We start from the raw sequence: 12,277 nt of genomic DNA, 5'->3' as shown, positions 1-12,277 counted from the left end.
GAATTCGGTCAGGAAGCAACCCGCCTTTTTCTGGAGATGATGTGCTGTAGCGCCGTCGCGCCGCTAGTCTAGTGAACGTGGTCGTTCCCCGAACTTTCCTACCAGTACCGGATGACCCTGTCGTCGTGGTAGACGTACAACCGGCGATCGGTCAGATAGACCGGATCATCGGTGTAGAAGTTCTTGAAGTTGAACGCGGGGCTCGCATTGAAGAAGTACACGGCAACCAGGAGCGCTATGGCCGAGACCGGACGTCCGACGGACAATTTCGATTCGAAGAGCAAGCCAAGGCAGACAGCGGTTGCGGCGATGAGGAGATGAACCGCCGGCGCGCTCGAATATGCGTAGTACCACATCCACCCCGTAACGACCGCCGTGGCATGGCCCATGAGGAACAGGGCAGGGCCCGCGAAGATCAACGGCCGGAGCTGACGCAGGAAGAACAGTCCGACGAGCGGCACGATGACGATGACCGGATTGGCCTTGAAGCAGAGTGAGGCGAACCAGGGCAGCACCGTGGTCACAAAGGAGAAGCCCGCAAAGTTCAAGAAGCGAAGCGAAGACGTGTCTCCGCCAGACAACGCGGCCCGCAGGAATGCGATACTGTCCGCCACGATGCGATCGACCCTGTACCAGGACAGCATGCTCATAATATGGGAGTGGTTCATGATCGCACCACTGGCCACCTTTCCGATCAGCATCGCAAACACTGTGACAACGATGGTGAGGCATGCCTCGCGCCGGGCGGACGCCTCGAACAAGGCCAGGTACAGGTACCAGGAGATGATGTAGACAAAAATGTAATACGCCGCTCCTGAGGCCAGCGTGGTCACGGTGAACGTCAGACCGAGCAGCACGGCCCGTTCTATCCAGCCCAGGCGTGGCCATATCGCCTTGTCGATATAGATCCAGGCAAGCATCAGCAGGGGGCCGGCATCCTGGGTCTTCCATGACTGCAACATCAGACCGTAGATCGGATAGCCGGCGGCGATCATCGCGCCAATCAGGGCAGCGGTACGATTTTTCGACCAGGCTCCAACGACTCCATAGGTCAGCACGATCGAAGCGGCCCAAAACAGGAAGTTGGTGGCAACGATGGCGGATGAGAGGTGAATGTGACCGCCCAGCAGACGCACCACGAGGCTCGGCAGAAATCCGCAGGTGTAGATGCGATCGACCTGCAGGCTGAACAAATAGGCATCGCCGTCCGGCATGAGTGACGAGGCGACGTAAGCAAGACACGGCCACGACTCCAGCTGTATGGTAAATGGCACGGCGTTCTCGGTAAGAACGCTGTTGGCATAGCCGCCGTAATAATGATCCGCAAAATAGTGCTTGGTTGCGAGTAGCTCCCAATTGACGCCAGGATAGGCATAGAGATTCCAGGCTATGATCCCGCCGATCAGCACGAAAAAGAGCAGGTGGACGCGCGAAGAGACCATGTTGTACCAAGTCTGATCAGTCGACGGGGTTGGCATGCACGACAATGCGGCACTCCGGCGAGTCAAACTTCATGAAGACGGCTTCCGGATAGACCCTCGCGTTCGCGATTTCCGGACCGAGAAAGATCGTAAATGGCTTTTCGCCGCGGGTGTGCAATTTGACATGGACCTCGTCCGGCAATCTGCCGGCAAACTCGGCACGCCCGCGCAGGACGATGAGCTTGTTGTAAAAAGGGCTGTGGGTTTGCTCAGAGATCGTGCCGCCATCGATGCTCAGAATCGGTAGGAGATCGCCGTCCGCAGGCTTGCCGTGAACGTAGATGTCCGCGCGCTGCAATGAGCCGCACTCCTCCTGCCGGCTGCGCAGCGGCGCCAGCATGAAGCGGTAGCTGCGCGTCGCTCCCGCCGGCAGATCCCTGCCGACGGATTGCCAGGGCTCGCCCGCGAGCATGTTCTGTTCAGGAAGGGCAGGGATCGGCTTCGGCGAATAGAAAAGCAAGAACAGGAACAACGCGAGCAGCCCAACGCGTAACGGCAACCGGGTCAGCAGCAGTTGAACGATGGCATAGCTGCAAAACAGGTAAACCACGAAAAGGAAATTGGTGTTGATCTTGAAGGTCCATGCCACCGCGACCGCAGCCAGCCCGGCCAGCGTAAACACTATCTCCTGATACTGCTGCGGACCAAGGCGAGGCCATAGGCCAGGAAGATCGGCATACTTTCGCATGCAGGGTGCTTAGCCGAAGGGCCGCGAGGTGCCAAGCCAAAAAGGCCCCAAAATACCAGCACGCCCCCACGGGATTCGACCGGTTCACCCGCCGCTTCGGCGCGGACGCGTGACGTTCGGCGACGCTGGGCAGCGAACGCAAGCGGCTATCCTTCGAGACGTCGCGCAAGCGCGGCTCCTCAAGGTGTAATCACGGCGTTCTGGTCACTGCGAGGAGCGAAGCGACGAAGCAATCCAGTTCTTACTTGCGGCTTTCCGGATTGCTTCGTCGCTTCGCCCGCAATGACGCAAACATTCACATCCTCTCAGGATGACGAACCTAGCCCGTCACCTCGTCGTAGGACGAACTTGCCGCCAGCCATTGCTCTTCTGCGCGTTGCAGCGCGGATGCGGCGCTGGCGCGCGCCTTGCCGAGCTGCGCCGCCCGCTTCGGATCGCGCTGAAACAAGTCCGGCAGCGCCAACGCGACATCGATTTTCGAGATGATGCCCGTGATGCGCTCAATCTCTGCCTCGGCTTCGGAAATCTTCTGCTTCAGCGGCACGCGCTTGGCGGTCTTGTTGTGCTGAGCCTGCTCGCGGCCGTTGGCGCGTTGGTCGGCCCCGCGGTCGCGCGAACCGGCGCGCATGCCGCGTGCCGACAGCACCATGCGGCGGTAGTCGTCGAGATCGCCGTCATAGGGCGTCACCGTGCGATCGGCCACCACCCACAATCGATCGGCGCAGGATTCGATCAGATAGCGGTCATGGGAAACCATGATGACCGCGCCCGGAAACTCATTGATCGCTTCGGCCAGCGCCGCGCGGCTGTCGATATCGAGATGGTTGGTGGGCTCGTCGAGGATGATCATGTTGGGGCCGAAGAACGTCGCAAGCCCCAGCAGCAGCCGGGCTTTTTCACCGCCCGAAAGGCTCTTGACCAGAGTGTCGCCGGCCTTGCCCGAAAAACCGATCGCGCCGGTGCGGCCGCGCACCTTGGTTTCCGGCGCGTCAGGCATCAGCTTGCGCACGTGATCGTAGGGCGAGCCGTCTTCGTTCAATTCGTCGAGCTGATGCTGGGCAAAATAGGCGATGGAAAGCTTGTCCGCACGGGTGATCTTGCCCGAGAACGGCGCCAGCCGATTGGCGAGCAGCTTTACCAGTGTCGATTTGCCGTTGCCGTTGGAGCCGAGCAGTGCGATGCGATCGTCGTTGTCGATGCGGAGCGTGACGCGGTTCAGCACGGGATTTTTCGGATCGTAGCCGACCGAAACCGCGTCGACCGCGATGATCGGCGAGAGCATCTTTACCGGCGCCGGGAAGGTGATCTCGCGCACATCCTGCCGCACCAGCGCGGCGATCGGCTTCATCTTTTCCAGCATTTTTACGCGCGACTGCGCCTGGCGGGCCTTGGAGGCCTTGGCCTTGAAGCGATCGACGAAGGCTTGCAGCCGCTTGCGCTCGGCGTCCTGGCGCTTGGCGTGCTTGGCGTCGAGCATTTCGCGCGTCGCGCGCTGCTCTTCGTAGGACGTATAGCTGCCGCGATAAAGCGTGAGCTTGCCGCGATCGAGGTGCAGAATCTGATCGACCGACGTATCCAAGAGGTCGCGGTCATGGCTGATGACGATCACGGTGCGCGGGTAATTCGCCAGATGGTCTTCAAGCCACAGGGTGCCTTCGAGATCGAGATAATTGGTAGGCTCGTCCAGCAGCAGAAGATCGGGCGCAGCGAACAGCGTCGCCGCCAGCGCCACGCGCATGCGCCAGCCGCCGGAGAATTCCGAGCAGGGCCGCGCCTGGTCGGCGGTGGAGAAGCCCAGGCCGCTCAGGATCGCCGCCGCGCGCGCGGGCGCTGAATGCGCGTCGATATCGACGAGGCGGGTCTGGATTTCGGCGATCCGCTGCGGATCCTGCGCGGTGTCGGCTTCCCGCAGCAGCGCGTCCCGCTCCAGATCCGCCTTGAGAACGACGTCGATCAGACTCTCCGGCCCGTTCGGAGCTTCCTGGGCGAGGCTGCCGACCCGCCAGCGCGGCGGAATGGTGATGGTGCCGCCCTCCAGCGGCAATTCGCCGCGAATGGCATGAAACAACGTTGATTTGCCCGCGCCGTTGCGGCCGACCAGGCCGACGCGCGCGCCGGGTACGATCTGGGCGATGCCATGATCGATCAGAAGCCGTCCGGCAATCCGGACGGAAATTTCGGTGATTGAAAGCATGCGGGGTTGTCACCGGACCGGCTGCCAAATGCAACCCCGTTTGCGGCGAATCGCCGCTGCAATCCCGCCATGCCTCGGCCGGTTGCGGCTCAAGCGGCCGCCATCAATTGCGGCGCTCCTGCCGCTGCAGTTCATCCATCAGGTAGCGGAGATGGGACGGCAGTTCGGAGCTTTCGAGGCGAAGGTCTTGCTGCAACCGTTCGCCGACCGCACGGCAGATCGACCGGCTGGTAGCGCGGTCGATCTGTTCGCTGCTCTCTCTGATTCGGTCGGACATCGCGGGTTCCACTTCGCGCTCTCTGCTGTAGTTGGACATCGGACCAAGTCATCCAGGCTGGAATTGTTTCGTTCGCTAATCGATTGCATGCCATTCCTGTAAAAATTGAATGAAGGCCCGAGCAGGTTCCTTCGGCCTCAAAACCAGCAAACCCCGGCCGCGAGCACGGGCCGGGGTTTACGAACGCCGGAACCGGCGGTTTTGATCAATAACAGCGGTTGGTCAGGCGCCAGCGTGGACCCCAGGGAGTCGGGACCAATCGCCGCACGTAGCAGCCGCCGTAACCATAACCGCCAACATAAGCGGGACCGCCGACAAAAAGCCGGGGTCCGCCCCGGCCGCCGCCGTGCCAACCACCGCCGTGCCAGCCGCCGCCATGCCAGGCGGAAGCCGATGTCGGCGCTAATGCAGCCGCGCCGAGGGAAGCTGCGGCAACCACAACAAGCCCGAGTTTGCGTAACATGATCATCTCCTCAAGTTTGGCGCAGAGGGCGCCACCGGTGAAGTTTTTCGCCCCGACCCTTGCTTGGCGCGATCGATCGCATCGCAGCTCACGACGAAGTTTAGCTTTGAAAACCTGAATAACGTCGGGACGGCCGGTGCAGAAAAGGTTCATCTTGATGAAATCGCGATAATCTCCGCTAAGATCGTCAAGGCCCGGGCGACGCGATGTCGCTCGCGGCTCGCTTGCCGATCCCGGATGGCGCCGATATAAGCGCCGCAACCTCGCTTTTCCCCCGCTTAAGGACAAATCATGGCGATTGAGCGCACCTTTTCGATCATCAAGCCCGACGCGACCGAGCGTAATCTCACGGGCGCGATCAATGCCCTGATCGAGAAGGCCGGACTGCGCATCGTGGCGCAGAAGCGCATTCGCATGACCCGGGAACAGGCCGAAACCTTCTATGCGGTTCACAAGGCGCGGCCGTTTTTCGGCGAACTGGTGGATTTCATGATTTCAGCGCCGGTGGTGGTACAGGTACTGGAAGGCGAAAACGCCGTCCTGAAGCATCGCGACATCATGGGCGCAACCGATCCATCCAAGGCCGCCGACGGCACCATCCGCAAGCTGCACGCAAAATCGATCGGCGAAAACTCGGTGCACGGCTCGGACGCGGCTGAAACCGCGGCGATCGAAATCGCGCAGTTTTTCTCGGGCAACGAAATCGTCGGCTGATTCAACCGGCGCAACCGCGCCGCAGCAGCAAAGCCGGAAAACCGGCGTTGAATTAAAAACGGGGGTAGGGCTGTGGATTGGTTTCTACACATTTTTGATCCTGCGACGATCAAGGCGTTTTTTGTCGCGTTCGAAGCCGAGATGCAGCAGCCCGCGTTCTGGGTCGCGGTCGGCAAGATCATCTGGATCAACATTCTGCTGTCCGGCGACAACGCGCTGGTGATCGCGCTGGCCTGCCGCAACCTTGAGCCGCGTCAGCGCTTTTGGGGCATGATCCTCGGCGCCGCCGCGGCCGTGATATTGCGCATCATTTTCACCGGCATCGTCGCGACGTTGATGGGGCTGCCTTACCTCAAGCTGGTCGGCGGACTAGCGCTGCTGGTGATTGCCGCCAAACTGCTGGTGCCCGAGGAAGAGGACGAGGACGGCGTCAAGTCGGCGTCGCATCTGTGGGCGGCGGTGCAGATCGTGGTGATCGCCGACATCGTCATGAGCCTCGACAATGTGATCGCGGTCGCCGCCGCCGCCAGGGGCAGCGTACCGTTGCTGGTCCTGGGGCTGGCCATCAGCGTTCCCTTGATCGTCGCCGGCGCGGCCCTGATCATGGCGCTGCTCACCCGCTTGCCGATCCTGGTATGGGCCGGCGCGGCCTTGCTGGGCTGGATCGCAGGCGAAGTGATCGCGACGGATCCCGCGGTGGCGCCGGTGCTCAGTCGCATCTTCGATGGCCCGTTTGGTAGAGGTCTTGACGCCATGTTGGCGACGATGGGCATGGGGCCGAGCTTCGCCGCCGGTGGACATGGCGCCGAGGTCGTCCTGGGGTTGCTGGGCATTGTTGTCGTACTGGTCGCCGGTTCGATCTGGCGAAAGCGCAAGCATATGAAGGAAGTGCCAACCTGATCGCTACCACTACGCCGAACGTCCCTTGGTGCGATTACACCGCGGCGCGAAATTTGCCGTCGTAGTCTGGACGAAGTCGTCTGTACGGTGCTCGGTGTAATCATCGCACTGGTGGCGGGATGGATCTGGCGCACGCGCCGGCTTCGTCACGCGGAGCTAGCGGAATAGTTGCAGTGCAACGCGTTATCGCGTTTTGTTGTTCTTTCTGCTGCGCGGATCAATGGTGTCCCTTTCTTTATCTTTTTCCTCCCTGACTTCCAACAAAGCCATCGACAGAATGTAAGCGCTGGTTGGCAACTTTAGGTGGCGAGCTTGCTCGATTGCCGATAGTATGGTGGTCGCCATCTCGCTGAGGTCTTCTTTGCGGGTCATGGGCTTATTTTACCTCTGGAGTTTCATTGTGAGCACCGACGAATCCGGCGAGTCCGATGATAAATTGCGCAAGATGCTTCAGGACATCCAAATCGATCCACTAGCCAGTGATGGTCTGCGGCTCATCGTTGCCTTTCGAAAAATCAGGAACCAGGCCGATCGGCGCATGCTGATCGAACTGGCCGAGCGGTTTGGGACATGATCGAGGTTTCGAAGCAGTAATTCGCAGGTCATGCCGACACCTCGTTGTTTTGCACGAGGGGATCGGACCCGTTGCGAATGCGCGCATAGTTGCCGATGACTTTCACGACGGCGTCCTTGTAGGCCGCCGGATCGCCATCTGCCGGGCGCCTGCAGGCCACTGCATCCAGGACGACCTGGTAGCGGTGGCTGCGATGGAAGCCGTCCACCGCAGTCGACAGGATGGTTTCGTCGAGCGAGAATCCCACCAACACGCAGCGGATGGCTTTCATGTTCGCCATGTATTCGGCAAACCGCGTCGAACTGTAGGCTGAGGGCAGGGGATGTTCGAAGGTGAGTTCTCCGGGCTTCGGCTTCAACGCCGCGATCCAGTCGGTCAGATTCGACGCCGGGTTGAACCACGCCGCATGCGCGATGCGTTTCAGATGCATGACCGGCCAGAGATTGCCACGCCAAAGCGTCAGCAGATCGAGGCATCGCGACGTAATCGCTTCGGCGTCCGATATGACGTGGCTGCGCCCTTCGGTGAGATATTCGGTCTGCAGATCGGCGCAGACCAGGATCGGCGGATCGTCGTGCATGGCAGGGGCAAACTTTCGGTTGATTATCATGGCCGCCTCACATTTGCCGAAGCGGCGAGGTCACGGCGCGACCCGAAGAGTGGTCCAGTACGCCGGGCCTGTCCCAGTCGCCCTCGGGCCGGATGATCACGTAAGGGTCGCTGTCGAGCGTGATGGCATCGGGGTCGGGTTCGAGGTCAAGCACCATCTCGGTGTAAGAGAAATCGGAGAATGTGAGCTTGCGGTTGTCGCCCAGCGGCTTGGCGCCGAAATGGGCCCAGAAGTTCACCAGCCGGTCCTGCGCGTGGCCATAGACCTTCTTGAACCCTTTGCGTTTGATGTAATCGAAGCTTGCCTGCACCAGCTTGAACGATATGCGCGACCGTCGGAACTGATGGCGCACGGCGAGACGTTCGATCTTCGCAAACTCTCCAAAAAATCGCACGCGGAGACATCCCGCGGGCTCACCTCCGATAAATCCAATGAAGTGCGCCGCAACCAGATCATTGCCATCGAACTCTTCGTCAATCGGGCAATCCTGCTCGGCCAGATATACGGACGCGCGAATGGCGGTCACTAGCATGAGATCGTTGGGGTCGCGTGCGATGCGAATCGAAATCGGGCGCGAGTCCGGTTTGGCTGAGGACAGGGGTCTAGTGCCGTGCATCTGCAAAGCTCCTTGCGATATTCGATGCCAGCATATCCAGTGGAGCGCGATTCCATGGCCGCTCGTACCGCCACAGGTCCTGTTGACGGCTTCGGATAGGTTCGAACCCGAGTGTGACCATCAGATTGCGGCCGTCGGCACTGGAAGGATGAGCATAGAGGTTGGCAGATCTAAGCCGCGGTTCGGAAAGATGTATCGCCACATTGCCGAGTCCGCCCATGGCCTTGCCTCGGCCGGCGATCGCCCACACGTAAATGGCTGATATTCCATCGGAACGACTGGCGAGCAGTGCGAGATCAGGGTGTGTCAGATCGATACGATCAAAGATCAGGGCATCATGACCTCGGCTGTTGAGGTAGAGAAATGCCACGGCGCCAAGCAGCTTTTGGCTTCTGCTGAACGTAAGAATGCTCTTGGGATCGAACGCGAAATACCGCTCGAGCTCCGGTTCCGTGATTTGAACGCCGGGGACCAATCGGTTGCCCATATCGGTCAGAGCCGAAAGTTCGGAACGCCGAGCCGGTTGTACATCGATTTCTGCGCTCGAAGGCAGCATGTCAAAATCGCGCCTTGCAGCAAAAGGGACCCTTTCCATAAGCTGGTCATGCATCTATCGTCGCTCCTACCTGTGGGTTGGCACCATATCGGGCGGGGAATTTGAGTATGCAGCAACTATTGCACCGGGGTGCTGCGGTGACGCAGCGCCGAACCGAAGAAATCCTCGATGCCTCGTGGGACGATCTGAAATCGTTTCTCGCTTGTGCGCGATACAAAAGCTTCCGGAACGCTGCTGAGGTTCTTGGCCTTACGAGCACCACCCTTATGCGCAGGATCGATCGACTTGAGGAGCGAATTGGTTGCAGGCTATTTTTGCGTGATCAGAGCGGGCTGACACTGAGTGATGAAGGCGCTGCTATGATTGCGGATGTGACGGAAATGGAACGTTATGCCTTCAACGTATTTCGTCGGGCGGCTCACTCATCAAGCGACACCGCCGGCACCGTACGCGTCGCCGTAACCGAGGGCCCGGGCAATTTCTGGATTCTTCCGAGGCTCATCGACTTCCAGAGGACTTATCGAAAGATCACGGTCGATCTTCGCTGCGCGATGGAGCAAGCCGATGTCGCAAAGCTGGAAGCAGACATCGCGATTCAGCTCGAACCGCCGACGAATCCCGATCTTATCGTGACGAAGCTCGGCAGGCTTCACATTTACGCTTTTGTTTCAGAAGAATATCGTCAGCTCCATGGCGTTCCGTCCCTTTCGGAACTCAGGAGCCATAGGCTGGTCATACAACATGCGCCTCAGGTCGATGATTCCGCTTATGCTCGGGTTTTAGGACTTACGTCATTGGAAGGCATTGTTGGGATAAAGACGAACTCCAGCATAGGAGTTCTATACGCTATTGAACGAGGAGCAGGAATGGGTTTTCTACCGACATCATTAGTGGCGTTGGGCGCGCGCTTGGTGGCCGTCGACTTGGGCGTTCACCACCACGCGGATCTTTGGCTTGCCTACCACAAGGAGTTTCGCAATTCCGACCGACACAAGATCGTCATCAATTGGATCAGAAAGATATTTGATCCAAAAACGTACCCTTGCTTCAGAGATGAGTTTATTCACCCAAATGATCTCGTGCCACTCATGGCCGGATCAAAAGAGAACTACGGATTAGAGGGATTTGCAGCTGCCCATCCGTTATGATGCTGTATCTATTGCGACGACCCTCCATCGTTGACCTCCGCGCCCATCGATGGTTCGAACTGACGATCATATCCCACCCGAGCACCTTAACCCCGATGGACCTGACCTGCTTTCTTCATCCCGGCTGGCAGCCGCTGATCCGGCCGGCGCCGGCCAAGCGCGACTGGATGGACGCAACGCCGGAATCCTTTGCCTATCGCTGCCTGCCGCTCAACATCGCCAATGCGCATGGCTGGGAAGTGCTGAACCCCAGCGCATTCGATGCCTGCTGGAACGGGCAGACCGACACCGGCGCGGTCACCATTAGGCCCCAGGAAGCAGGACCGGTCGCCAGCGCGGCAACGTCGCTGTTCGGCCAGGGCATCGTTACATTCCACATTCCCGGCATCTTTCGCACTCCGCCGGGGTGGAATTTGTGGATTGGCGGTTCGCCGAACCAGCCGAAGGACGGGATCTATCCGCTGACCGGCGTGGTCGAGACCGACTGGTCGCCATTCACCTTCACCATGAACTGGCGTTTTACCCGGCCGAATCACTGGGTTCATTTCGAGGCCGGCGAGCCGATCTGTTTCTTCTTTCCGGTGCAGCGCGCGCTGCTCGACGACATCAAGCCGGCCATGGCGCCGATCGACGCCGAGCCCGGCCTGCTCGACCGCTTTCAGGAGTGGAGCAGGGGCCGCGACGCCTTCGTGCTGCGGATGGCCAACGCGCCGCCGCCGGCGCCCGCCGACAAGTGGCAAAAGCATTATTATCGCGGCGTCGACATGAGCGAGCAGGAGCAGGTCGGGGATCATCGAACCAGGCTCCGCCTGAAACCGTTCAATGCGTCGGCGATTTCCTGGCCGCTGGAGCCGGCGGTCGACCCAAAAGCCGGTCCCCCGGCAAGGACCGCCGATCCCCCGGGCCAGGCTCCGCAACAGGACGCGCCGCCCGCGCGGACGCTTCTCGACCTGCGCAAGCGGGAATGGCTGCTGGAAACACTGGAGCGGCAGCGCGCCCTCGCGGCGCAGGACGCAACCATCGAACGGCGGGCAGGGCTTAGCAGCGATGAATTTCTGGACCGCTATTACGCCGCCAACCGCCCGGTGATCCTGACCGGCGAAATGTCGGGCTGGCCGGCCCTCGCCAGATGGACGCCGGACTATCTCAAGCACGCCGTCGGCTCCAGGACGGTCGAGTTCCAGGGCGACCGCAGCACGAGCGACCGGTTCGAGATTCACAAGGATGCGCACCGCCGACAAATGCCGTTCGATCAATTCATCGATCTGGTGTCGCGGCCGGGCGCCGGCAACGACGCCTATCTCACCGCCTACAATTCCGCTCGCAATAGCGAAGCACTGTCCTTGCTGCATCCGGACCTCGGATTTCCGGAAAAATTCCTTAGCCCTGACGTCACCCAACCCAACGGCATGATGTGGATCGGGCCCGCCGGCACGCTGACCTCGCTGCATCATGACCTCACCAACAACCTGATCGCCCAGGTCGTGGGGCGTAAGCGGTTATTGGTGCTGCCGGCCTCCGAAGTCGGAAAACTCTACAATCATCTCCATGTTTTCAGCGAGATTTCCGACCTGGAAGACCCTGCGCTGACGCTGGACCGGTTTCCGCGGCTGGAACACGCGCGCTTCACCGAGGTGACCCTGATGCCCGGCGAGATGATCTTCATGCCGCTGGCGTGGTGGCATCAGGTCCGATCGATCGATTTCAGCGTCACCATCACCTACACGAATTTCCGCTGGCCCAATGACGGCCACCAGGATTTTCCGGCGGGGTGAGGTTCTACCAAGACTTGCTAACGCGCAAATTTCGTGTTGCAATCCGCTCACAATCGGATTTAGGCCGTTCGACTGTGCGTTTCGCGACTAGGAAATTCAGCAGACCTCCGGAAGCCCGCTTGTGGCGTGGCACGCAAAAAGCGTGGCCGCGTCTTTTTTACGTCTAGACCAGGAGACAGGCGATGCAAAAAGGCACCGTCAAGTGGTTCAACCCGACCAAGGGTTATGGGTTCATCAAGCCGATGGCCGGCGATAAGGACGTGTTCGTCCATATCTCCGCG

15 protein-coding genes are annotated in these 12,277 nt (G+C 60.1%); 6 read left to right on the top strand and 9 right to left on the bottom strand.

Annotated elements, in window-relative coordinates; genetic code table 11:
• Positions 1 to 98: 98 nt before the first annotated feature.
• The 5 genes from VGP39_RS27210 to VGP39_RS27190 all read right to left on the bottom strand — a co-directional run bounded on the left by VGP39_RS27210 (position 99) and on the right by VGP39_RS27190 (position 5,103).
• The gene (locus VGP39_RS27210) at positions 99 to 1,442 is read right to left on the bottom strand and encodes a hypothetical protein (protein ID WP_327571191.1); all 1,344 of its coding nucleotides are present in this window, start codon (positions 1,440 to 1,442) and stop codon (positions 99 to 101) included.
• 16 nt (positions 1,443 to 1,458) lie between these two features.
• Entirely contained in the window at positions 1,459 to 2,103 is a 645-nt protein-coding gene (locus tag VGP39_RS27205) for a hypothetical protein (RefSeq protein ID WP_327571190.1), read from the bottom strand.
• Positions 2,104 to 2,488: 385 nt separating this feature from the next.
• Positions 2,489 to 4,363, bottom strand: a complete 1,875-nt coding sequence (locus tag VGP39_RS27200; RefSeq protein ID WP_327571189.1) for an ABC-F family ATP-binding cassette domain-containing protein — start codon at positions 4,361 to 4,363, stop codon at positions 2,489 to 2,491.
• 103 nt (positions 4,364 to 4,466) lie between these two features.
• Complete coding sequence (locus tag VGP39_RS27195) at positions 4,467 to 4,640, bottom strand: hypothetical protein (RefSeq protein WP_327571188.1); 174 nt, start codon at positions 4,638 to 4,640, stop codon at positions 4,467 to 4,469.
• Between the two features lie 205 nt (positions 4,641 to 4,845).
• A complete protein-coding gene (locus VGP39_RS27190) occupies positions 4,846 to 5,103 on the bottom strand; it encodes a sulfur globule protein precursor (protein WP_327571207.1) in 258 nt (85 codons plus the stop codon).
• Positions 5,104 to 5,394: 291 nt separating this feature from the next.
• Here VGP39_RS27190 and ndk point away from each other — a divergent pair, with 291 nt between their 5' ends.
• Together ndk and VGP39_RS27180 are read left to right on the top strand one after the other, a co-directional pair.
• A complete protein-coding gene (ndk, locus tag VGP39_RS27185) occupies positions 5,395 to 5,817 on the top strand; it encodes a nucleoside-diphosphate kinase (protein WP_327571187.1) in 423 nt (140 codons plus the stop codon).
• Between the two features lie 72 nt (positions 5,818 to 5,889).
• Positions 5,890 to 6,717, top strand: a complete 828-nt coding sequence (locus VGP39_RS27180) for a TerC family protein (RefSeq protein WP_327571186.1) — start codon at positions 5,890 to 5,892, stop codon at positions 6,715 to 6,717.
• A 183-nt stretch (positions 6,718 to 6,900) separates the two neighbouring features.
• Here VGP39_RS27180 and VGP39_RS27175 read toward each other — a convergent pair whose 3' ends face one another.
• A complete protein-coding gene (locus tag VGP39_RS27175; RefSeq protein WP_327571185.1) occupies positions 6,901 to 7,089 on the bottom strand; it encodes a hypothetical protein in 189 nt (62 codons plus the stop codon).
• Between the two features lie 28 nt (positions 7,090 to 7,117).
• Between VGP39_RS27175 and VGP39_RS27170 the strand changes: the two genes are divergently transcribed.
• Positions 7,118 to 7,291, top strand: coding sequence for a hypothetical protein (locus tag VGP39_RS27170; protein WP_327571184.1), 174 nt, complete (start codon positions 7,118 to 7,120; stop codon positions 7,289 to 7,291).
• Between the two features lie 28 nt (positions 7,292 to 7,319).
• Here VGP39_RS27170 and VGP39_RS27165 read toward each other — a convergent pair whose 3' ends face one another.
• The 3 genes from VGP39_RS27165 to VGP39_RS27155 are packed head-to-tail and all read right to left on the bottom strand — an operon-like array spanning position 7,320 to position 9,127.
• A complete protein-coding gene (locus tag VGP39_RS27165; RefSeq protein ID WP_327571183.1) occupies positions 7,320 to 7,901 on the bottom strand; it encodes a cysteine hydrolase family protein in 582 nt (193 codons plus the stop codon).
• 7 nt (positions 7,902 to 7,908) lie between these two features.
• The gene (locus VGP39_RS27160; protein WP_327571182.1) at positions 7,909 to 8,517 is read right to left on the bottom strand and encodes a GNAT family N-acetyltransferase; all 609 of its coding nucleotides are present in this window, start codon (positions 8,515 to 8,517) and stop codon (positions 7,909 to 7,911) included.
• On the bottom strand, positions 8,504 to 9,127 hold the full coding sequence (locus tag VGP39_RS27155; protein WP_327571181.1) for a hypothetical protein: 624 nt from the start codon (positions 9,125 to 9,127) through the stop codon (positions 8,504 to 8,506). The genes VGP39_RS27160 and VGP39_RS27155 overlap by 14 nt, the downstream gene beginning before the upstream one ends.
• A gap of 53 nt (positions 9,128 to 9,180) precedes the next feature.
• Here VGP39_RS27155 and VGP39_RS27150 point away from each other — a divergent pair, with 53 nt between their 5' ends.
• The 3 genes from VGP39_RS27150 to VGP39_RS27140 form a co-directional block, all read left to right on the top strand.
• The gene (locus VGP39_RS27150; RefSeq protein WP_327571180.1) at positions 9,181 to 10,221 is read left to right on the top strand and encodes a LysR family transcriptional regulator; all 1,041 of its coding nucleotides are present in this window, start codon (positions 9,181 to 9,183) and stop codon (positions 10,219 to 10,221) included.
• A 95-nt stretch (positions 10,222 to 10,316) separates the two neighbouring features.
• Positions 10,317 to 11,996, top strand: a complete 1,680-nt coding sequence (locus VGP39_RS27145) for a DUF6065 family protein (RefSeq protein ID WP_327571179.1) — start codon at positions 10,317 to 10,319, stop codon at positions 11,994 to 11,996.
• Between the two features lie 182 nt (positions 11,997 to 12,178).
• Positions 12,179 to 12,277, top strand: a 99-nt coding sequence (locus VGP39_RS27140) for a cold-shock protein (protein WP_327571206.1), incomplete at its 3' end; no start/stop codon positions are given.

It is taken from the genome of Bradyrhizobium sp. (genome assembly GCF_036009065.1).
In the GTDB taxonomy this organism is placed as follows: domain Bacteria; phylum Pseudomonadota; class Alphaproteobacteria; order Rhizobiales; family Xanthobacteraceae; genus Bradyrhizobium.
Note: the sequence above shows the minus strand (reverse complement) of the source record. Positions and strands in the feature narration are given on the sequence as shown.

Bases quoted from the DNA above. Each gene is read 5' to 3' on its own strand.
- VGP39_RS27200 (WP_327571189.1), bottom strand. From the start codon at position 4,363: ATGCTTTCAATCACCGAAATTTCCGTCCGGATTGCCGGACGGCTTCTG.
- VGP39_RS27210 (WP_327571191.1), bottom strand. From the start codon at position 1,442: ATGGTCTCTTCGCGCGTCCACCTGCTCTTTTTCGTGCTGATCGGCGGG.
- ndk (WP_327571187.1), top strand. From the start codon at position 5,395: ATGGCGATTGAGCGCACCTTTTCGATCATCAAGCCCGACGCGACCGAG.
- VGP39_RS27175 (WP_327571185.1), bottom strand. From the start codon at position 7,089: ATGACCCGCAAAGAAGACCTCAGCGAGATGGCGACCACCATACTATCG.
- VGP39_RS27195 (WP_327571188.1), bottom strand. From the start codon at position 4,640: ATGTCCGACCGAATCAGAGAGAGCAGCGAACAGATCGACCGCGCTACC.
- VGP39_RS27190 (WP_327571207.1), bottom strand. From the start codon at position 5,103: ATGTTACGCAAACTCGGGCTTGTTGTGGTTGCCGCAGCTTCCCTCGGC.
- VGP39_RS27160 (WP_327571182.1), bottom strand. From the start codon at position 8,517: ATGCACGGCACTAGACCCCTGTCCTCAGCCAAACCGGACTCGCGCCCG.
- VGP39_RS27145 (WP_327571179.1), top strand. From the start codon at position 10,317: ATGGACCTGACCTGCTTTCTTCATCCCGGCTGGCAGCCGCTGATCCGG.
- VGP39_RS27165 (WP_327571183.1), bottom strand. From the start codon at position 7,901: ATGATAATCAACCGAAAGTTTGCCCCTGCCATGCACGACGATCCGCCG.
- VGP39_RS27155 (WP_327571181.1), bottom strand. From the start codon at position 9,127: ATGCATGACCAGCTTATGGAAAGGGTCCCTTTTGCTGCAAGGCGCGAT.
- VGP39_RS27150 (WP_327571180.1), top strand. From the start codon at position 9,181: ATGCAGCAACTATTGCACCGGGGTGCTGCGGTGACGCAGCGCCGAACC.